Source organism: Streptomyces sp. NPDC092369, assembly GCF_044755245.1.
Classification (GTDB): Bacteria; Actinomycetota; Actinomycetes; order Streptomycetales; family Streptomycetaceae; genus Streptomyces.
Genome location: NZ_JBIVQP010000003.1, coordinates 48,267 through 69,003, shown reverse-complemented (window position 1 = coordinate 69,003; position 20,737 = coordinate 48,267). Strand labels below are relative to the sequence as shown.

11 protein-coding genes are annotated in these 20,737 nt (G+C 71.1%); 9 read left to right on the top strand and 2 right to left on the bottom strand.

The window, feature by feature from the left end; all coding sequences use genetic code 11:
* Nucleotides 1-112 precede the first annotated feature (112 nt).
* A complete protein-coding gene (gene gabT, locus ACIQI8_RS17250; protein ID WP_402350674.1) occupies nt 113-1,447 on the bottom strand; it encodes a 4-aminobutyrate--2-oxoglutarate transaminase in 1,335 nt (444 codons plus the stop codon).
* A gap of 261 nt (nt 1,448-1,708) precedes the next feature.
* On the opposite strand from gabT, the gene ACIQI8_RS17245 reads away from it, so the two are divergent.
* From ACIQI8_RS17245 to ACIQI8_RS17235, 3 genes are all read left to right on the top strand, one after another.
* A complete protein-coding gene (locus tag ACIQI8_RS17245) occupies nt 1,709-3,826 on the top strand; it encodes an ATP-binding protein (RefSeq protein WP_402350671.1) in 2,118 nt (705 codons plus the stop codon).
* Nucleotides 3,827-3,962: 136 nt separating this feature from the next.
* Nucleotides 3,963-5,531, top strand: coding sequence for a PucR family transcriptional regulator (locus ACIQI8_RS17240; RefSeq protein WP_402350668.1), 1,569 nt, complete (start codon nt 3,963-3,965; stop codon nt 5,529-5,531).
* A gap of 244 nt (nt 5,532-5,775) precedes the next feature.
* On the top strand, nt 5,776-7,221 hold the full coding sequence (locus ACIQI8_RS17235) for an aldehyde dehydrogenase family protein (RefSeq protein WP_402350665.1): 1,446 nt from the start codon (nt 5,776-5,778) through the stop codon (nt 7,219-7,221).
* Between the two features lie 130 nt (nt 7,222-7,351).
* On the opposite strand, the gene ACIQI8_RS17230 is transcribed toward ACIQI8_RS17235, so the two are convergent.
* Nucleotides 7,352-10,186, bottom strand: a complete 2,835-nt coding sequence (locus ACIQI8_RS17230) for a glycoside hydrolase family 3 C-terminal domain-containing protein (protein WP_402350662.1) — start codon at nt 10,184-10,186, stop codon at nt 7,352-7,354.
* A 299-nt stretch (nt 10,187-10,485) separates the two neighbouring features.
* Between ACIQI8_RS17230 and ACIQI8_RS17225 the strand changes: the two genes are divergently transcribed.
* The 6 genes from ACIQI8_RS17225 (at nt 10,486) to ACIQI8_RS17200 (ending at nt 20,712) form a co-directional block, all read left to right on the top strand.
* On the top strand, nt 10,486-12,177 hold the full coding sequence (locus ACIQI8_RS17225; RefSeq protein WP_402350659.1) for an extracellular solute-binding protein: 1,692 nt from the start codon (nt 10,486-10,488) through the stop codon (nt 12,175-12,177).
* 26 nt (nt 12,178-12,203) lie between these two features.
* On the top strand, nt 12,204-13,238 hold the full coding sequence (locus ACIQI8_RS17220) for an ABC transporter permease (RefSeq protein ID WP_402350656.1): 1,035 nt from the start codon (nt 12,204-12,206) through the stop codon (nt 13,236-13,238).
* On the top strand, nt 13,235-14,188 hold the full coding sequence (locus tag ACIQI8_RS17215; RefSeq protein ID WP_402350653.1) for a carbohydrate ABC transporter permease: 954 nt from the start codon (nt 13,235-13,237) through the stop codon (nt 14,186-14,188). Before ACIQI8_RS17220 ends, ACIQI8_RS17215 begins: the two co-directional genes overlap by 4 nt.
* A 124-nt stretch (nt 14,189-14,312) precedes the next feature.
* Nucleotides 14,313-16,505 (top strand): 1,4-beta-glucanase, encoded by a 2,193-nt coding sequence (locus ACIQI8_RS17210; protein WP_402350650.1) that lies wholly within the window; start codon nt 14,313-14,315, stop codon nt 16,503-16,505.
* On the top strand, nt 16,505-18,472 hold the full coding sequence (locus tag ACIQI8_RS17205; protein WP_402350647.1) for a beta-galactosidase: 1,968 nt from the start codon (nt 16,505-16,507) through the stop codon (nt 18,470-18,472). The genes ACIQI8_RS17210 and ACIQI8_RS17205 overlap by 1 nt, the downstream gene beginning before the upstream one ends.
* A complete protein-coding gene (locus ACIQI8_RS17200) occupies nt 18,469-20,712 on the top strand; it encodes a glycosyl hydrolase family 95 catalytic domain-containing protein (RefSeq protein WP_402350644.1) in 2,244 nt (747 codons plus the stop codon). Before ACIQI8_RS17205 ends, ACIQI8_RS17200 begins: the two co-directional genes overlap by 4 nt.
* The last annotated feature ends 25 nt before the right edge of the window (nt 20,713-20,737 follow it).

Genomic DNA, 20,737 nt, shown 5'->3' with positions numbered 1-20,737 from the left:
TCTGGGAAGAACCTACGGCAGTGGAGTGGGCGAAGACAGACGGAATCGAGTCCCGCCATGCACCTCGCACACCTTCTTCACACGCTCTGCCGGTGGCATCTCCAAGGCATCCCTAGATGCGGGTGAAGGCCTGCTCGATGATGTCGAGGCCCTCGTTCAGGAGGTCCTCGCCGATGACCAGCGGGGGCAGGAAACGGAGGACGTTGCCGTAGGTGCCACAGGTCAGGACCACCAGACCCTCCTGGTGGCAGGCCTTGGCCAGGGCGGCGGTCGCCTCGGGGTTCGGCTCCTTCGTCGTCCGGTCCTTGACGAGTTCGACGGCGATCATCGCGCCGCGCCCGCGCACGTCGCCGATGATGTCGAACTTCTCCGCCATCGCGGCCAGGCGGGGCTTCATGACCGCCTCGATGTGCTTGGCCCGCGCGTTGAGGTCCAGCTCCTTCATCGTCTCGATGGCACCGAGCGCACCGGCGCAGGCCACCGGGTTGCCGCCGTAGGTGCCGCCGAGGCCCCCGGCGTGCGCGGCGTCCATGATCTCGGCGCGCCCGGTCACGGCGGCCAGCGGGAGCCCGCCCGCGATGCCCTTCGCCGTGGTGATCAGGTCGGGCACGATGCCCTCGTCCTCGCAGGCGAACCACTGGCCGGTACGGCAGAAGCCGGACTGGATCTCGTCGGCCACGAAGACGATGCCGTTGTCGGCGGCGAACGTGCTGAGCGCCGGCAGGAAGCCCTTGGCCGGTTCGATGAAGCCGCCCTCGCCGAGCACCGGCTCGATGATGATCGCGGCCACGTTGTCCGCGCCGACCTGCTTGCTGATCTGGTCGATGGCCTGCGCGGCGGCCTCGGCACCGGCATTCTCCGCGCCGGTCGGCCAGCGGTAGCCGTACGCCACCGGCACCCGGTAGACCTCGGGCGCGAACGGTCCGAAGCCGTTCTTGTACGGCATGTTCTTCGAGGTCAGGGCCATCGTCAGGTTCGTACGGCCGTGGTACCCGTGGTCGAACACGACCACGGCCTGCCGCTTGGTGTACGCCCGCGCGATCTTGACGGCGTTCTCGACGGCCTCGGCGCCCGAGTTGAACAGCGCCGACTTCTTGGCGTGGTCGCCCGGGGTCAGCTCGGCCAGCGCCTCCGCGACCTCCACGTACCCCTCGTAGGGCGTGACCATGAAACAGGTGTGGGTGAAGTCGGCCAGCTGCGCGCTCGCCCGCCGCACGACGGCCTCGGCGGAGGCGCCGACGGACGTCACCGCGATGCCGGAACCGAAGTCGATCAGCCGGTTCCCGTCGACGTCCTCGATGATCCCGCCGCCGGCCCGCACGGTGAAGACGGGCAGTACCGAGCCCACGCCCTGCGCGACCGCGGCGGTGCGGCGGGCCTGCAGTTCCTGCGACTTCGGGCCGGGGATGGCGGTGAGTACGCGGCGCTCCTGCGGAAGTGCGGTCATGAGGGGCTCCTGGGGGTATTACGGCCATACGGACTGTTGGCTTCGGCTTCGGTCTTTCCCTTTTCTCGCAGGCTAGGGCGGGGCACGGGGGGTGGGCATGCTCCATGTGGGCGTTTTCGGCGCCGCCGGTTGTCCACCGTGGACATGGCCCACTCCGGGAGCGTCGGGGCCGCCCGGCCGCGCAATCGGTGAACTCCCCTTGCGGGCGCGTTAGATTGACCGCTGAAGGTGGACGGAACGGCTGGTCAGGAAGCGAGAGCGATGGACAGCGACGGGACGCAGGACACGCGGGGTACGCAGGCGAATCCCGTGCCGCGCCCGGCGGGGCCGCCCCGGATCCCGCCGCGGCCCGCCGACGCCCCCGGCACGCCACCACGCCCGGACGGCTCGGCCTTCCTGACCTGGCTGCGCACGGCCCGCCCCGAGGCGCCGCCCGGCGTGTGGCGGTTCGGACACCGGCCGCGGCCCGAGGAGGAGCCCGAGCGGATCCCGGGCCGCCAGCTGATCAGCGGCGCGCTGATCGCCTTCCTGGTCGGCTGGCTGATCTGGTCGCTGCTGTGGAACGGCTACGTCGGCGGCTGGTGGCTGCTCCCGCTCTACGCGATGATCCCCGACTCCTGGGCCTCGCCCCACAGCTTCGCCTCCGTCGTGGTCGTCTACGCCTACTACGTGCTGATCGCCCTGATCATCATGATCGGCGTGGGCCGGCTCGGCCGCTGGGCCGAGATCTGGCGCCGCTACGGCCCGCCCGCCTGGAACCGCTCCGCGACCCCCCGCACCGAACGCCCCCCGGCCCCCGAGCAGGACCCCGCCGAATGGCCCCAGCTGCGGGCCGCCGGGGCCGCGGACGCCGCCGAGCGGCTGACGACCGAGGCACGGGCGGGGCTGATGCGGGACGTCGACCACGCCCGGATCACCCGGGCCTGGCAGGGCGTGCGCAGCGGCCGGCACAGTCTCGCCGCCTTCACCGGAGCCGTACTGAAGGACGGCTCCGCCGCCTGTCTGCACCCCTCCGGCGAGCGTGACCTGCCGGCCCGGCTGGCCCGCCACGACCTGCTGACCGGTCAGGTACGGCTCGGCACCACCGCCGACGACCCCCGCAACCCCTACGCCTACCGCGGTGCCGGCCTCGGCCTCGACCCCGATCTGCTCGGCACCTCGCTGCTCGCCGTCGGACCGGCCGGCTCCGGCAAGACAGGCACCCTGGTCCGCCCGCTCGCCGAGTCGCTGTGCCTGCACGCGCTGGCCGGCCGCGCGGCGGTGGTCGTGGTCGGCGCGGCGGGCGCGGGGCTCGGACCGGTCGACGCGTACGACGTCGTCGTACGGATCGGGAATCCGGAATCCGTCTACGACCTGGACCTGTACGGCGGCACATCCGACCCGGACGAGGCCGCGGCCGTGCTCGCCGAGGCGCTGGTCGGGGACCTCGCCGATCCGCACCCGGGCAACGACAGCCGGCGCTCCACGACCGTCCTGGCCCAGCTCCTCGGCCCCTTCCGGGCCGTGCACGGCCGCTTCCCTTCCGTGCCGGAGCTGCGGCAGCTGCTGGACGGCGCGCCCGGCCCGCTGGACACCCTGCGCGAGGCGCTGCAGGGCTCGGGGCAGGAGTCGCTGATCCGCGAACTGGACGCGCGGGAGCGGCAGTTGGCGCATCCGGGCGATGTGGCGCCGGTGCTCGCGGACCGGGTGGCGCTGCTGGACCGGCCCGCGTTCGCCGGGTTCTTCGACACGTCCGGGCAGACACGGCCGTTCTCGCTCAAGGCGCTGGACCATCCCGTGCGGGTCCGCATCGACCTGCCCGAGCGCGGCCACGCGGACGCCTCGCGGATGCTGGCCCGCCTGGTGCTGGCGCAGTTCACGGCGAGTGTGTCGGCGCGGGAGGACCGGTCGCTGTTCGCCTGTCTGGTGCTGGACGACGCGTCCGGCGTGGTGACCCCGGAGGCCATCCGCGGCATCCAGCGGCTGCGGTCGGCGAACGCCGGAGTCGTCCTCACCCTGCGGACCCTGGACGACGTACCCAGGCCCCTGCGCACCCCCCTGCTCGGCGCGGCAGGCTGCCGGATGGCGCTCTCCGGGCTCACCCCGTGGGACGGGCAGGACTTCGCCGAGGTCTGGGGCAAGGAGTGGACCGAGGCCCGTGACGTCACCGACCGCCAGATCATCGCCGAGACCCCCGCGGGCAAGGCCCTGCACATGGTCCGCCGCGTGATCACCGGCAAGGCCCCCACCCAGCGAGCGGTGACCGTCCGCCAGGTCGAACGGGAACGCTGGTCGGCGTCCGAACTGGCCCACGGGGTGCCGGCGGGCCACGCGGTCCTGTCCCTGACCAACGTCAAGGGCGAACACGCACCCCCGCTCCTGGTGGACCTCCGGGACTGAGGCACGCGGCGGGACCGTACGGTGAGGCAGAATCGGTAGAGGTCGTTCATACGAAGCGGCCAAATGATCAGCCCGGTCATCCGACCTCTCCCGTCGATTCACCTCACCTCGCTCCCGCCGCAGACCTGAAGGCCCCATGCGCCCCACCCTCGCCTCGCTCGTCCACCACTCCGCGCTCAAGCTGACCGTGCGCGCGGGCGAGGACCGCCTGGACGTGCCCGTCCGCTGGGTGCACGCCAGTGAGCTGGCCGACCCCGTGCCCTACATGGAGGGCGGCGAACTCCTCCTGATCACCGCGCTGAAACTGGACGCGGAGGACCCGGAGGCGATGCGCCGGTACGTGAAGCGGCTGGCGGAGGCAGGTGTGGTCGGACTCGGCTTCGCCGTCGGGGTCAACTACGAGGACATCCCCGAGGCCTTGGTCGACGCGGCGGAGAAGGAGGGCCTGCCCCTCCTCGAAGTCCCGCGCCGCACCCCCTTCCTCGCGATCAGCAAGGCGGTCTCCGCGGCCATCGCGGCCGACCAGTACCGCGCGGTGACGGCCGGCTTCGCCGCCCAGCGCGAACTGACCAGACAGACCCTGACCAACGGCCCCGAGGGACTCCTCGCCGCGCTCGCCACTCAGGTGGACGGCTGGGCGGCGCTCTACGACGCCTCGGGCGCCGTGGTCGCCGCGGCACCGGAGTGGGCGGGTCGCCGGGCCGCGCGCCTCACGCCCGACGTGGAGCGACTGCGGGAACGACCGGCCCCCGCGTCCTCGGTGGTCGGCGGCCCGGAGAACGAGGACCGCGTGGAGCTCCACTCACTGGGCACGGGCCGCAGACCACGAGCGGCCCTCGCCGTCGGCACGGCGGCCGCCCTGGGCACGGCGGAACGCTACGCGGTCCACTCGGCCATCGCCCTCCTCACCCTCACCACGGAACGCTCCCGCTCCCTCCAGGACGCCGAACAGCGCATCGACGCGGCGGTCCTGCGTCTGCTCCTGGCCGGCGAACCGGACCACGCCCGCACGGTCGCCGGAGACCTCTACGGCACCCTCCTCGACGCTCCCTTCCGCATCGTGCTGGCCGAATCCCCCTCGGCGTCGGCCGCCCTCGCCGAGGCCGTCGAGTCCGCCGCCGCCCGCGCGGGGGAGTCGGTGCTGGTGGTGCCCGAGGGCGGGCGCCTGGTCGTCCTGGCCGCGGACGAGGGCGCCGCGGTCACCGCGTGCAGGGAGTACACGTCGGCGCTGGAGGCGGCACGGACGGGCTCGGTGGGCGACCAGCCCGTCGGCGACGAGACCGAACCCGTCGTGGGTGTGTCGGCCCCGGTGGGTCCGATCGCGGCGGCAGCGGCGTACAAACAGGCCGAACAGGCGCTCTCGGTGGCGAGACGCCGGGGCCGGATCTCGGTGGAACACGAACAACTGGCGTCCGGTTCCGTCCTCCCCCTCCTGGCGGACGACGCGGTGAAGGCCTTCGCCGACGGCCTCCTCCGCCCCCTCCAGGAACACGACGCGACCGGCCGCGGCGACCTGGTCGCCTCCCTACGGGCCTGGCTCTCCCGCCACGGCCAATGGGACGCGGCAGCGGCCGACCTGGGCGTCCACCGCCATACGCTGCGCTATCGCATGCGGAGGGTGGAGGAAATCCTGGGCCGTTCGCTGGACGACCCGGACGTACGGATGGAGCTGTGGCTGGCACTGAAGACGATGCCTTCGGACTGACGTCCGCCAAATCCAGCCCCTCCGGCGTTTGAGGAGCGGGGTCTGGGGCGGAGCCCCAGAAGGATGGGACGGGTAGGGGCGGCGGGGGCGAAAAAACCTCCCCCCTCCCACTAGGCCAATGCGGCGAACCCACCGCCCCCACCCCTACACCCCGGACAAACACCGCTCCACCCCCACCGCCCTACGGTGGACCCGAACAGCGCGAAAACCTCACGCACCCCCGACGGAAGGGCCGGACCCCGCAATGACTTCCCCCACCGCCTTCTGGCTCGCCGGCCGCCAGGTCACCGGCGATGACACCTTCGACGTGACCTCCCCCTGGGACGGCCGCCTGGTGGCAAAGGTCGCCGTCCCGACGGACGCCCAGGTGGAAGAGGCCGTCTCCGCCGCCCACACGATCCGCGAGGACTTCGCCGCGACCCCGGCCCACGTCCGGGCCGCCGCCCTGGACCACGTGAGCCGCCGCCTGGCAGAACGCACGGAGGAGATCGCCCAGTTGATCTCCGCCGAGAACGGCAAGCCCATCAAGTGGGCCCGAGGCGAGGTGGGCCGCGCGGTCTCCGTCTTCCGTTTCGCCGCCGAAGAGGCCCGCCGCTTCAACGGCGGCGAGGCCCAGCGCCTCGACACCGACCTCGGTGGCCAGGGCCGTCTCGCCCTCACCCGCCGCTTCCCCAAGGGCGTCGTCCTCGGCATCGCCCCCTTCAACTTCCCTCTGAACCTCTGCGCCCACAAGATCGCCCCGGCGATCGCGGCCGGCGTGCCGATCATCCTCAAGCCGGCCCCGGCCACCCCGCTCTCGGGCCTGATCATCGGCGACCTGCTCGCCGAGACCGACCTGCCCGCCGGCTCCTGGTCGATCCTCCCGGTGGCCAACGACAAGATGCCCGCGCTGGTGCAGGACGAGCGCCTGCCGGTCATCTCGTTCACCGGTTCCGAGAAGGTCGGCTACGCGATCATGGACTCGGTGCCGCGCAAGCACTGCACCCTGGAGCTGGGCGGCAACGGCGCGGCCGTCGTCCTCGCCGACTACGCGAGCGACGCCGACCTCGACTGGGCCGCGACCCGCATCGCGACCTTCTCCAACTACCAGGGCGGCCAGTCCTGCATCTCGGTGCAGCGGGTCATCGCGGACGCCTCCGTCTACGACCGGCTGCTGCCGCGCATCGTCGCCGCCGTCGAGGCCCAGGTCACCGGCGACCCCGCCGACGACAAGACCGACGTCGGCCCGCTGGTCAGCGAGGACGCGGCGAAGCGGGTCGAGTCGTGGGTCGACGAGGCCGTCGCGGCCGGCGCCACCCTGCTCGCCGGCGGCAAGCGCGACGGCGCCTCCTACGCGCCGACGGTCCTGACCGACGTACCGGCCGACACCACGATCTCCTGCGAGGAGGTCTTCGGGCCGGTGCTGACCGTGACGAAGGTGGACGGCGAGGCGGCCGCCTTCGCCGCCGCCAACGACTCCAAGTACGGCCTCCAGGCAGGGGTGTTCACCCATGACCTCCAGGTCGCCTTCCGCGCCCACCGCGCGCTGGAGGTGGGCGGCGTGGTCATCGGCGACGTCCCGTCCTACCGCGCCGACCAGATGCCGTACGGCGGCGCGAAGCAGTCGGGCGTCGGCCGCGAGGGCGTGAAGTTTGCGATGGACGACTACACGTACGAGCGCGTACTGGTCCTGACGGGCCTCGCGCTGTAGCTCACCCCTAGCTAATGGGAACCATTTTCATATACACTCGCTGACGACGCGAGTCGCTGTCCCTGAAGGGGTCCGGCACCGATGCCTTCCGGTGCCGGGCCCCTTCTCCGCGTCGGCCCGCCCCGGACCCTCAACCGGAGAAGCCGACATGCGCGAGCCGCACCGGCCCGCGCAGCCTGAGGTGCACGTCGTGCACGCCCTCGGCGACGATCCCGGTGCCGAGGACGGTGTAGTCGTACGGCCCCGACGCCGGCGCGGGCAGGACGAGTTCGGCGAGCGCCGGACTACCGTCGAGGGACACCTCGACCGCTCCCTCGCCCGCCACCCGCACGGTCACCCCTGTGATGCCGCCCCCGAAGTCGCAGTCCCGATAGACCAGTTCACCGGCCTCACCGCCCGCCGGCGTCACCGCGTCCCCCGACACCTTCGTACGGTCCACGATCGCGACCCCGATCTGCTCGTCGAAGTCGGCGGCGGAGAGCCCCCGTTGGAGCACGCGGCGCGGACCACCGGGATCGCCGTCCAGCTGAACCGTCGTACGGAGGCGGACGTCCTCGCTGGAGGCGCCGGCCAACACCTCGTACGGACCCGGCTCCAGGCGCCACCCGCTGCCCTTCACGTCCCAGAACTCGAAGGCGGAGAGCGGGACTTCGAAGGTCAGGTCCGCCCGTGCGCCCGGCGCCAGCGTGACCCGGCGGTGCGCGAGCAGCTCGCGGCGCGGGCGCGGCACCGACGGTTCCACGGCCCGCGTGTACAGCTGGGCGACCTCGTCGGCGGTGACGTCACCGGTGTTGGTGACCGTGAAGGAGACGTGCGCCGAACCGTCCTCGACCCGCACGGCGAGGTCCGCGTACGAGAAGGAGGCGTACGACAGGCCGTGGCCGAAGGGGAACAGAGGTGTCCCCTCGAAGTACAGGTAGGTCTGCCGGCCGCCGATCACGTCGTAGTCGAGCAGGTCCGGCAGGTCACCGTCGCTCGCGTACCAGGTCTGCGGGAGGCGCCCGGCGGGGGAGACCTGGCCGGACAGGACGCGGGCCACCGCGGTGCCGGCCGCCTGGCCGCCGTGGGCCGTCCACAGCACGGCCGGCAGGGCCGCGGTCTCGACGGCGTACGGGTACGCGGAGACCAGCGCCAGCGCCGTGCGCGGGTTGGTGGCACGGGCCGCGCGCAGCAGGCGTTCCTGCTGGTCGGGGAGGCGCAGGGTCGTACGGTCCTCGGTCTCGCGGCCGTTGATGTGCGGGTCGTTGCCCGCGACGACCACGACGACGTCGGCCTGCGCGGCGACACGCCGCACCGCCTCCTCGCCGCGCTCGACGAAGACCGGCTGGAACACCTCCGCGCCCGCCTCGGCAACCTTCACACCGTCGGCGGCGACACAGACGTGGCGACCGGTACCGATATGCAGCAGGAGGTGACCGTTCTCGTGGGGTACAAGGCGGAACGTCTCCTGGACGACCCAGCCGCCGGGCTGGTCGGTGGAGGCGCGGACGTAGCCGTCCTCGGCCACCGAGAGGTAGCGGCCGTCGGGGGCGCGGAGCGTGAGGACGCCCTCGCCCCAGTCGACGAGCGCGAGTTCGGTGCCGGCGGGGTCGGTGGTGAGCGGGGGCAGGTCGGTGCGGCCGGCCAGCAGGGCCGGGTCCAACGCGCCTTCCGCGCCCCGTACTTCGTCACCCACCTCCACCTCCGGCACGTGCAGGAAGTCCCCTTGGGAAGTCCTCAGCCGCACCCGGTCCACGCCCTCCGCGAACTCCACGCGCTCGGCGCCGAACTGCTCGTACAGCCCCTCCAGCGGAGTGGAACGGTGGATGAGGGTGCCGCTGTACCAGTCGAGCTTGCACTCGTCGGCGAGCAGGCCGACGACCGCGATCCGGGTGTCGGGGGCGAGCGGCAGCAGACCGTCGTTCCTGAGCAGCACGACCGCCTGCTCGGCGGCCTCCTGGGCCAGGGCGCGGTGCGCGGGGGTGTCGAAGTCGGCGGTCCCGGCGTACGGGTCGTAGCGCGGGTCGAACTCGCCGAGCCGGAAGCGTACGGAGAGCTGGCGGCGGACGGCCGTGTCGATGTCCGCGTCGGTCAACAGCCCCTGCTCGTAAGCCCTCTTGATCCGCCCGGTGATCCGCGAGGCGTCCGTGCCGTGGTCGGTGAAGCTGTCGACGCCGGCGCTCAGCGCGGCGGCCGTCGCCTCCTCATGGGTGTCGAAGTAGTGCTCGGAATCGACCAGGTTGGAGGGCGCCCCCGCGTCCGAGCAGACCAGCAGCTCCTCGTCGGTCCAGGCGCGCAGGTGCTCGCGCAGGTACGGGGAGACGTGGTTGGGGCGGCCGTTGACCAGGTTGTACGCCGGCATCACCCCGGCGACCGCGCCCGCCTCGACCGTCTCGCGGAAGGCCCGCAGGTCGTACTCGTGCAGGACACGCGGGCGGACCGAGGAGGACGTGACATCGCGGCCGGTCTCGTTGTTGTGCGCGAGCCAGTGCTTGAGGACCGGTGCCGTGCGCCAGTAGGTGGGGTGATCGCCGCGCAGGCCGCGGGTGTACGCGGTGGCGATCGCCGAGGTGAGTTTCGGGTCCTCCGAGTAGCCCTCCTCGTTACGGCCCCACAGCGGGTGGCGCAGCAGGTTCACCGTCGGCGCCCAGACGTTCAGGCCGACGCGGCCGTCGCGGGCGCGCATGGCCCGCGCCTCCTTGGCGACGGCCTCGCCCACGCGGCGTACCAGTTCCGGGTTCCAGGTCGCGCCGAGGCCCACGGCCTGCGGGAAGACAGTCGCCGGTCCCATCCACGCGACCCCGTGCAGGGCCTCCTGGCCGGTGCGGAACGCGGCGATGCCCAGGCGCTCGACGGCGGGCGCGAACTGGTGCAGGAAGGAGATCCGCTCATCGAGCGTCAACCGCTCCAACAGGTCGTCGATGCGCTTCGCGAACGGCAGCCGCGGATCGCGGAACGGCGGCGTGGACGGCGTCTGTTCGGTCACGTGGGGTTCCCCTTGCGATGGAGCGGCGGAACGCTTTCGAAGCGCTTCGATGCTCATTCGACGGACCGGTGGGTGTCAAGGGATGCTCACCGCTATTTCAAGCAGCACATACCAAGAGCTCGCCCCCGACGCCTCGGAGGAATCTTGGAGGCGACCCTTGTGCACCCCAGGGTGTTCACTTAACCTCGCAGCAACATCGAAGCGCTTCGACAAGTTCGCCAAGTGCTCTGTTCCACTCAAGACACCGCAGCCGACGGCCCACCGCCGGGTGTCCTGGTGCGCCATGAAGGGTTGACGCAATGACGCCGAACGCCTCCGCCGCCTCCGCCCCCAGCCGGAGAAGTTTCCTCGCCTCCACGGCGGTCGCCGCCGCAGCGGTGGCGGGAGGAATGCCGCTGCTCGCCGCGTGCGGTGGTTCGGACAGCGGGTCGAACGGGGGTTCGTCGTCGGGCAAGGGCGTCAAGAAGCTGCTCCCGGCGTACGTGGCCGGCAATGTGGTGACCCCCGACATCCCGGCGAAGAACGGCTCCGCGCTCGGCTTCACCGCCAAGCTGGACCTCGCAGGACTGAAGACCTCGGTGCCCAAGAAGCTCGGCAAGGGCGGCAAGGTCTCCATCATGTCGCCGTTCTGGGGCTCCCCGCCGAAGTCGGACAACGCCTACTACAAGGCGATGAACGCGCTGATCGGCGTCGACGTCGAGTGGCAGAACCAGGACGGCAACACCTACGACCAGAAGCTCGGCGCGGTGCTCGCCTCCAGCGACATCCCCGACGTCGTGGTCATCCCCGGCTGGAACATGGGCGGCAAGATACCCAGCGCGATCGTCGGCAAGTTCGCCGATCTGGGCCCCTATCTCTCCGGGGACAAGATCAAGGAGTACCCGAACCTCGCGGCGATCCCGACGGACGCCTGGCAGCGCTCGATCTTCGGCGGCAAACTCCGCGGCCTGCCGCAGCCGTCCCCGTACGTCACCGGCATCGTGCCCCTGTACCGCAAGGACATCTTCGACAAGGAGGGGTACCAAGTCCCCACCTCCGCCGACGAGTTCATGGCCCTGGCCAAGGAGATCACCAACCCCAAGGCCAAGCGCTGGGCCTGCCTGGACATGAAGTGGACCGCCTTCCAGGCCTTCGGTGTTCTCTCCGGCAGCGAGAAGCCGCTCGGCTGGAACCTCGTCGACGGCAAGCTGGTCAACCGCGTCGAGACCGAGGAGTACCTCGAAGCGCTGGAGTGGACCCGCAAGCTCTTCGCCGCCGGATACGTCCACCCGGACGCCAGGCTGGGCAAGAGCGCGGCCACCGACCCGGGCCCCAAGTTCGCGGCCGGCGAGTTCCTGATCTACGCCAACAACATCGTCCAGTGGTGGAGCCGCACCGCCGAACAGGCCACCCAGAACCCCGAGTACAAGATCTGGGGCATGGACATCTTCGGCCACGACGGCGGCGACCCGACGCTCTGGGCCGAACAGCCCGCCGGCATCTTCGCCTTCGTCAGCAAGAAGGCCTCCGAGTCCGTGATCCGTGACGTGCTGGCCGTCGCCAACGTCACCGCCGCGCCGTACGGCACCAAGGAGTACATGCTCACCAACTACGGGGTGGAGGGCACCCATTACACCGTCAAGGACGGTGTGCCCACCAAGACCGAACAGGGCAACAACGAGGTCCTGAACGCCTACGTCATGGTCGCGAGCCCTGCCGCCACGATCGCCCACCCCGACTTCCCCGACGTCGCCAAGGCGCAGGTCGAGTGGCAGCAGCGGATGGGCGCCTTCACCAAGAAGTCCACCTTCTACGGCCAGCAGATCACCGAGCCCAGCCGGTACACCAACCTCTCCAACGACTTCGAGCAGTTGGAGGACGACATCACCCGCGGCCGCAAGAAGATCAGCGACATGCAGCAGGCCGTCTCCGACTGGAAGAGCAAGGGCGGCGACAGACTCCGCGACTGGTACCAGAAGTTGCTCGACGACAACGGCACCGCGACGAGCTGACCGGCACCGAGGCGAGGAGAACGGCCGTGTCCCACAGCACGGTGCCTCGGAGCAGGACCGAGGCCGACACGACGGAGAGGACCCCGGTGGCGTCCGGCGGCGCCACCGGCACCCGGCAGAAACGACCCCGTAGGAAGCTGAGCCTGCGGCTCAGGTTCCGGCGCGACCGCGTCCTGCTCCTGATGACACTGCCGGCGCTCCTGCTGATCCTGGTCTTCAACTACCTGCCGATCCTCGGCAACATCGTCGCCTTCCAGGACTACGACCCCTACGTCAGCGACAACGGCATCGTCTCGATGCTGCACAGCCCCTGGGTCGGCTTCCAGAACTTCCAGCTGATCTTCCAGGACTCGGCCTTCTGGAGCGCCGTACGGAACACACTGGTCCTCTTCTTCCTCCAGCTGATCCTCTTCTTCCCCATCCCGATCCTGCTCGCGCTGCTCATCAACAGCGTGGTCAGGCCCCGGGTCCGGGCGCTCTCACAAGCGATCCTCTACCTGCCGCACTTCTTCTCCTGGGTGCTGGTCATCGCCGTCTTCCAGCAACTGCTCGGCGGGGCAGGACTGTTCTCGCAACTCCTGCGCCAACACGGCTACGACGGCCTCGACATCATGACCGACCCCACCACGTTCAAGTTCCTGATCACCGCGCAGAGCGTGTGGAAGGACGCGGGCTGGGGGATCATCGTCTTCCTCGCCGCCCTGTCCTCCGTCAGCCCCGACCTCTACGAGGCCGCCGCGATGGACGGCGCCGGACGCTGGCGCCGCATGTGGCACGTCACGCTGCCCGCGCTGCGGCCGGTGATCGCGCTGCTGCTGGTGCTGCGGGTGGGCGACGCGCTGACGGTCGGCTTCGAACAGATCCTGCTCCAACGCGATGCCGTGGGCCCAGGAGCGGCGGAGGTCCTCGACACCTTCGTCTGGTGGAACGGCGTCCGCAACCAGGACTTCGGCTACGCGGCCGCCGCCGGACTCGTCAAGGGCGTGATCAGCCTCGGCCTGGTCCTCGCCGCGAACAAAGTGGCCCACCTGATGGGCGAGCAGGGGGTGTACAAGAAGTGACCGCCGTCATCGACAAGGCCGTGAGCCCGGGCAAGTCCGCACGCCGGCCGGGTCGTTGGGCCGCGCCGCCCAGGCCCACCTGGGAGGAGGAGCCCAGCCGGGCCGGCCTCGCGGGCAAGGGCCTGGTCCTCACCCTCGCCTGCCTCGGCATCCTCTTCCCGCTCTGGATCGTCCTCGTCACCAGCCTCTCCTCACGCAGGACCATCGACGAGGCCGGCGGCCTGGTCATGGTGCCCAGGGGCATCACGTTCGTCGCGTACAAGGAACTCCTCAGCGGCGGTCAGGTCACCCGCGCGGCGATCATCAGCATCCTCGTCACGCTCGTCGGCACGGTGTTCTCGATGACGGTTTCGGTGCTGTGCGCGTACGGGCTGTCGCGGATCGGGTCGCTCGGGCACCGGTGGCTGCTGATGATCCTGCTCGCCACGATGTTCTTCAGTGCGGGTCTGATTCCCACGTACCTGCTGGTGCAGTCGCTCGGCCTCACCGACAGCTATCTCGCGCTGATCCTGCCGAGTGCGCTCAGTGTGTTCAACATCCTTGTGCTGCGCGGGTTCTTCATGGGGATCTCGCAGGAACTCACCGACAGCGCGCGGATCGACGGGGCCGGGGACTTCCGGATCCTGTGGCAGATCGTGATGCCGCTGTCCCGTGCGGTGCTGGCGGTCATCACGCTCTTCTACGCCGTCGGGTACTGGAGTGCCTGGTTCAACGCGTCCCTGTATCTCAACGACCAGAACATGATGCCGCTGCAGAACGTCATGATCCAGTTGGTGCAGAAGCAGGAGGCGCCGGTGGGGTTGGGGCAGGCGATCAAGACCGGCGAACTGTCCGGGCTCGCTGTTCAGATGGCGGTGATGGTGATGGCTCTGCTGCCGGTGGCTGTGTTGTCGCCGTTCGTCCAGAAGCACTTCAAGAAGGGCATGTTGACCGGTGCCGTGAAGGGCTGACCTGGTCATTTGTCTGCGGCTGCGTTGTGGCTGCTCGCGCCCACGCGGCGGAGCCGCATATCGATACAGCCCCGCGCCCCTGAAGGGGCGCCCACGTCCCCTCTTTCATTAGACGAGGTATGTCATGCTCACGCCGCGCCTGAGTCGTCGGACCGTGCTCGCCGGGACCGTTGCCGCTACCGCGCTCACCACGCTCCCGACCCTGCAAGGTCGCGCCGACGCCGCCGTCGCCCCCTCCTACCGCTGGCGCAACGCAGTGATTGGCGGTACCGGATTCGTCACCGGTGTCCTCTTCCACCCCTCCGTCCGCGGCCTCGCCTACGCCCGTACCGACATCGGCGGGGCCTACCGCTGGGACGAACGGGCCGCCCGCTGGACGCCGTTGACCGACCACCTCGGTTGGGACGACTGGAACCTCCTCGGCGTGGAGGCGCTCGCCGTCGACCCCGTCCACCCGAACCGGCTCTACCTCGCCGTCGGCACCTACGCCCAGTCCTGGGCCGGCAACGGAGCCGTCCTGCGCTCCGACGACCGCGGCACCACCTGGACCCGTACCGACCTCACCGTGAAGCTCGGCGCCAACGAGGACGGACGAGGGGCGGGCGAGCGACTGCTCGTCGACCCGCGTGACAGTGACACCCTGTGGCTGGGGACCAGACACGACGGACTGCTCAAGTCGACCGACCGAGGGGCCACTTGGGCAGCCGAGACCGCCTTCCCGGCGACCGCGAGCGCCTCCGGCCAGGGCGTCACCTTCCTCGTCGCCGTCGGCCGCGTCGTCTACGCCGGCTGGGGTGACGGCGACGGCACCGCCGCCACGAGCAACCTGTACCGCACCGCCGACGGCACCACCTGGCAGGCCGTCCCCGGGCAGCCCGCCGGCACCTCCGCCAAGGTGCCGATCCGGGCCGCGTACGACGCGCACACCCGCGAGCTGTACGTGTCGTACGCCGACGCGCCCGGGCCCAACGGGCAGGCCGACGGCAGTGTGCACAAGTTCGCCCCCGCCACCGGCCGATGGACGGACGTCACCCCCGTCCGGCCCGGCGGCAGCGACAGCTTCGGCTACGGCGGGGTCGCCGTGGACGCCCGTCGCCCCGGCGCCGTCGTCGTCTCCACCAACAACCGCTGGGCGGCCGTCGACACCCTGTACCGCACGACCGACGGCGGTCGCACCTGGACGTCCCTCAAGGACGTCGCCGTCTTCGACGTGTCCGAGACTCCTTTCCTCAAGTGGGGTGCCGAGCAGCCCAAGTTCGGCTGGTGGATCCAGGCCGTCGCCGTCGACCCGTACGACTCCCGGCACGTGGTGTACGGCACCGGTGCCACGCTCTACGGCACGCGGGACCTGAAGCACTGGGCGCCGCAGATCCGTGGCCTGGAGGAGACGTCCGTGATCAAGCTCGTGTCGCCCCCGGTCGGGGAGGCGCACCTGCTGAGCGGCTCGGGGGACATCGGCGTGCTGTACCACGAGCGGCTCACGGCCTCGCCCTCCCGCGGCATGGCGACGAACCCCGTGTTCGGGTCGGCGACGGGACTCGCGCAGGCCGCGGGCAGGCCGGCGTACGTGGTGCGCACCGGCTGGGGCGACAACGGCAACGGTGCCCACTCGGGCGACGGCGGCCGGACCTGGGCGCCCTTCGCTGCCCAGCCCTCCCTCGCCCATGACGCACCGGGGCCGATCGCCACCAACGCCGACGGCAGCGTGCTGCTGTGGTCCTTCGTGCACTGGGACGGCACGAAGTACGCAGCGCACCGCTCGGCGGACAACGGCACGACCTGGACCGAGATCTCCTCCTTCCCGAAGGGCGCCACGCCGGTCGCCGACCCGGCCGACCCGACGCTCTTCTACGCGTACGACACCGATACGGGAACGCTACTTGCCAGCACTGACAGTGGCCTCACCTTCACCGAGCGTGCGAGTGGGCTGCCCGCCGGGGACAGCCAGTTCCAGCTGGTCGCGGCGCCGGGACGGTCCGGCGACCTGTGGCTGAGCGTCAAGTGGAACGGGCTGTACCGGTCCGTCGACGAAGGTGCGAGCTTCACCAAGGTCGCCAGCTGCCGGGCCTCGTACACCCTCGGCTTCGGGAAGGCCGCCGACGGATCCGACTACCCGGCGATCTATCAGGTCGGGTCCACCGAGACCATCACCGCCGTCTATCGCTCCGACGACGAGGCGAAGACCTGGGTGCGGATCAACGACGACCGGCACCAGTGGGGCTGGACCGGGCAGGCCATCACCGGTGACCCGCGCGTGTACGGCCGTGTCTACCTCGCCACCAACGGGCGCGGCATCCAGTACGGGGAGCGGATCTGATGCCCCGGCTCGGCGACACGACCCGTGGGCGCATCCTCTTCGGCGGGGACTACAACCCCGAGCAGTGGCCCGAGGAGACCTGGCACGAGGACGTCCGGCTGATGAAGGAGGCCGGCGTCAACTCCGTGACGCTCGGTGTCTTTTCGTGGGCGAAGCTCGAACCCCGGCCGGGGGAGCGGGACTTCGGCTGGCTGGACCGGCTGATGGATCTGTTGCACGAGCACGGCATCGGCGTGGTCCTCGCCACTCCCACCTCCTCGCCTCCGCCCTGGCTCGGCCGCCTCCACCCCGAGACCCTGCCCCGCGACGAGGACGGCCGGACCGAATGGTGGGGCGGACGCCAGCACTTCTCGCACTCCAGCGCCGTCTACCGGCACCACGCCGCCGCCATCACCGAGGCCCTGGCCGCCCGTTACGCAGGCCACCCAGCCCTCACGATGTGGCACATCAACAACGAGTACTGCACCTACGACTGGGGCGACGAGGCCGCCGCCCGTTTCCGTGGCTGGCTGGGAGAGAGGTACGGCAGCCTCGACGCCCTCAACTCCGCCTGGGGAACGGCCTTCTGGAGCCAGGGCTACGGTGACTGGGCGGAGGTTCTGCCGCCCCGGCACGCGCACTACCTCAAGAACCCCACCCAGGTGCTGGACTTCAAGCGGTTCACCTCCGACATGCTCCTGGAGTGCTACACCGCCGAGCGCGACATCGTCCGCCGGCACACCCCGCACCTCCCCGTCACCACCAACTTCATGCCGCTGTGGGCCGGGCAGGACGCGTGGCGGTGGGCGGAGGAGGAGGACGTCGTCTCCGTCGACCTCTATCCCGACCCGCGTGATCCGTTCGGCGCCCAACACGCGGCGCTCGTACAGGACTTGACCCGCTCGCAGGCGCGTGGCCCCTGGATGCTGATGGAGCAGGCGGCCGGTCCGGTCAACTGGCGGGGTGTCAACCATCCCAAGCCGCCCGGCCTCAACCGCCTCTGGTCCCTCCAGGCCGTCGCCCGCGGCGCCGACGCCGTCTGCTACTTCCAGTGGCGCCAGTCCCGGCAGGGCGCGGAGAAGTTCCACTCCGGGATGGTCAGCCACGCGGGGGAGGAGGGCCGTACCTTCCAGGAGGTCAAGCGGCTCGGCGCCGAACTCGCCGCGATAGGGACCGAGGTGACGGGCAGTCACCTCACCGCCGACATCGCCGTTCTGCACGACTGGCACTCCTGGTGGGCCGGCGCCCACGAAGGCCGCCTCTCCACCCACGTCGACTACACCGACGTCCTCACCTCCTGGCACCGCGCCCTCTGGCAGTCCCACCTCACCACCGACTTCGCCCACCCCGAGCACGACCTGAGCCCGTACAGGCTGGTCGTCGTCCCCCAGCTCTACGCCCTCACGGACCCGGCGATCGACAACCTCCTCGCCTACGTCCGCGACGGCGGCACCCTCGTCTGCGGATTCCTCACCGGTGTCGCCGACCAGGACGACCGCGTGCGCCCCGGCGGCATGGACCCCCGGCTGCGCGAACTCCTCGGCATCCGCACCCTGCACGAGTGGTGGCCCCTGGACGAAGGGGAGGTCGCCGAGACCGACCGCTTCCGCGGGGCCCTGTGGTCGGAGGAGATCGAGGCGGACGGGAACGCCGAGGCCGAGGCCGCGTACAAGGGAGGCGAGCTCGACGGCCTTCCCGCCGTGCTGCGCAACGGCCGTGCCTGGTACGTCTCCACGCTCCCCGAACCCGACGCGCTGCGCGCACTCCTCGCCCGGATCGCGGCCGACGCGGGCGCCCGCCCCGTCCTCGACGGGCTGCCCGACCGGGTCGAGGCCGTGCGCCGCGGCGAGCTGCTCTTCCTGCTCCACCACGGCCGCGACTCCGTGACCGTCCGGCTCCCGGGCGCCCATCACGACCTGCTCACGGGCGCGACCCTCACCGACGAGTTCACCCTCGGCCGCTACGGCGTGATGGTGTTGCGCTCATGAACCTTATGCACGGAACCTGGGAGCCCCGGCCCGCCGTCCGCTGGGAGGACGGCTTCCTGAGCGGCAACGGCCATCACGGCGCCCTTGTGTTCGGTGAGCCGAACGACGAGCGGGTCGTCGTCACCCACCACACCCTGGTCCGCCCCAACGGCGCCGAGCACGCCCACCCGCCCCACCTCGCCGACCGACTCCCGGCCCTCCAGGACAGGTTGCTCGCGGGCGACCTGGACGCCGCCGAGTCCTTCACCGACGGGCGCGAGTTGCAGTGGGTGCAGCCTTTCCATCCGGCCTTCCAGGTACGGCTGCGCGGCACGCCCGATGCGCTCACCAAGGCCGGCGCGCCCGCCGAGCCAAGCACAGGGGCACCCCCCTACCGCCGCTCCGTCGACTTCACCACCGGCGTCACGCAGACCGAGTACGAGGGCCACCGCAGTCGTGTCTTCGTGTCCCGTGCGGACGACGTGATCGTCCAGCACGTCATCGCGCCCGACCTGGACATCACCCTCGACCACCGCCTCCCGGGCGCACCCGCCGGACTCGCCGTCGGGAACGGCGCGGTCCTCACCCCCGAGGGCGCCCTGCTCACCCTGCGCGTCCGCTACCCAGGCAGCGAGACGGCGTACACCGGAGTGACCCTGGTCGTGGTCACGGGCGGCCGGACCGAGCTCACCCCGCCCGGAGTCCGCGTCACCGGCGCGGACTCGGTGCTGCTGCTGACCCGCGTGCGACGGCACACCGGCGAGCCGGACACCGAGCCCCTCGTCCACGCCCTGCGCGAGCTGGTCCCGAACGCCGACGACCCGAACGCCGACGACCCCTGCACCCACCTCCTCGACCGCCACACCATCCCGCACCGCACCGCCTACACCCGCGTCACCCTCGACCTCCACGCCGACCCGGCCGAACGCTCCCTCCCCGGCTCCGAGTTGCTCACCCACCCCGACAGCCCCGCCCTCCTGGAGCGCCTCTTCGCCGCCGGCCGCTACCACCTGCTCTCCGCGAGCGGCCTCCTCCCGCCCCGGCTGACCGGCCTGTGGACCGGCGACTGGGACACCGCATGGTCCGGCGCCTTCACCAACGACGCCAACCTCAACCTCCAGACCGCCTCCGCGGCGACCGCGGCTCTGCCGGAAGCAAGCAAGGCCCTCGCCTCTCTGATCCACGGTCAGCTCGACGACTGGGCCGAGAACGCCCGCACTGTCTTCGGCGCCCGAGGTGTCGTCGCCCCCGCCCACACCGACGGCGAGTCGGGGCTGTCGTACCACTTCAGCCGCGAATACCCCCTCCATCTGTGGACCGCCGGCGCCGACTGGCTGCTCAAGCCGCTCGTCGACCACGACGAGACCCGCGGGTCCCGCGACCCGCGCACCGCCGCCGCGCTCGCCGAGGTCGCCAGGTTCTACGAGGACTTCCTCAACCGGACCGACGACGAGGGGCGGTTGGTCGTCGTCCCCTCCTACTCGCCCGAGAACCGGCCCGCGAACGGGAGTTGGGGCGCCATCAACGCGGCGATGGATCTGTCGGCCGCCCGGCACGCCCTGCTGACCGCGGCCGACTACCACCCGGGACCCGACGCCGACCGCTGGCGGGCGCTCGCCGACCGTCTCCCACCGCACCGCGTCAACTCCGACGGCGCGCTCGCCGAATGGGCTCACCCCGGCCTCGACGACAGCTACGACCACCGGCACCTCAGCCACCTCTACGGTGTCTGGCCGCTCGACGAGATCACCCCGTACGACACCCCCGACCTCGCGGCCGCCGCCCATCGCGCCCTCGAACTGCGGGGCGCCGAGAACGACTCCGCGCACGGGCATCTGCATCACGCCCTGATCGCCGCCCGGCTGCGCGACGGCGACCGGGTCGCGCACGCGCTCGGGCAGGTCCTCAAGGGCGACTTCTTCCACAACTCCCTGATGAGCGCGCACTACCCGAACCGGGACGTCTACAACGCGGACGCGGCGCACACCCTCCCCGCGGTCCTCGTCGAGACGCTCGTGCAGTCGACGCCGGACCGGCTGGTCCTGCTGCCGGCGCTCCCGGCTGCGTACCCGCACGGTGAACTCCAGGGCATCCGTACCCGGTTCGGGGCCGTGCTCGATCTGACCTGGAGCCCGCACGAAGCGACCGTGCGGCTGCGCCCCACCCGCAGCCGCCGCGTCGAACTCCGGACTTCCGCCGGCGCGGAGCCGCTCGATCTCGTCGCCGGCGAAGACCGCGTCCTCACCCTGAGGGCGTGGTGATCCCGCAACTCCCCCCACCCATGGA

Coding starts and splice junctions, on each gene's coding strand:
- gabT (WP_402350674.1), bottom strand. CDS start 1,447: ATGACCGCACTTCCGCAGGAGCGCCGCGTACTCACCGCCATCCCCGGC.
- ACIQI8_RS17245 (WP_402350671.1), top strand. CDS start 1,709: ATGGACAGCGACGGGACGCAGGACACGCGGGGTACGCAGGCGAATCCC.
- ACIQI8_RS17235 (WP_402350665.1), top strand. CDS start 5,776: ATGACTTCCCCCACCGCCTTCTGGCTCGCCGGCCGCCAGGTCACCGGC.
- ACIQI8_RS17240 (WP_402350668.1), top strand. CDS start 3,963: ATGCGCCCCACCCTCGCCTCGCTCGTCCACCACTCCGCGCTCAAGCTG.
- ACIQI8_RS17200 (WP_402350644.1), top strand. CDS start 18,469: ATGAACCTTATGCACGGAACCTGGGAGCCCCGGCCCGCCGTCCGCTGG.
- ACIQI8_RS17225 (WP_402350659.1), top strand. CDS start 10,486: ATGACGCCGAACGCCTCCGCCGCCTCCGCCCCCAGCCGGAGAAGTTTC.
- ACIQI8_RS17205 (WP_402350647.1), top strand. CDS start 16,505: ATGCCCCGGCTCGGCGACACGACCCGTGGGCGCATCCTCTTCGGCGGG.
- ACIQI8_RS17210 (WP_402350650.1), top strand. CDS start 14,313: ATGCTCACGCCGCGCCTGAGTCGTCGGACCGTGCTCGCCGGGACCGTT.